At 43.5% G+C, this 400-nt stretch carries 1 protein-coding gene; it reads left to right on the forward strand.

Annotation, left to right across the window (positions count from 1 at the left end; all coding sequences use genetic code 11):
- The coding region (locus EMN46_RS19275; RefSeq protein WP_154202636.1) for a LamG-like jellyroll fold domain-containing protein at window positions 1-400 on the forward strand (400 nt) is incomplete at both ends.

Consider the following 400-nt stretch of genomic DNA (forward strand, 5'->3'; position numbering starts at 1 on the left):
GGTATTACGGGTGTTGAGCAAGCTGGTGGTGGCAATGATATCTTTTGGGGTTGGATTGATAGTAGTGGTCGCTTAGGTCTCACCAAAGGCGATGGCAATAAAGTGCAAACATCGTCAGCAATCAGCGATTCTAATTGGCATCATATTGTGCTTACACGTAATAGTTCTTCTGGTCAGTTAGAGGTGTATGTTGATGGCAACTTTGTTGCTCGTGTAACAGGTACTACTGGTGATGTGACTACAGGCTTTAGCAGTATTGGTCGCATTGAAGATACGGGAGGAACGCCAGAATATTTTGCGGGGCAATTAGATGAATTGTTAGTGTTTGATCAGGCGATTAGCGCTGACCAAGTGCAATTAATTTATAACAACCAATCGGCAGGTAATCATTGGGATGGTT

Source organism: Ancylomarina sp. 16SWW S1-10-2, assembly GCF_009669305.1.
GTDB lineage: Bacteria > Bacteroidota > Bacteroidia > Bacteroidales > Marinifilaceae > Ancylomarina.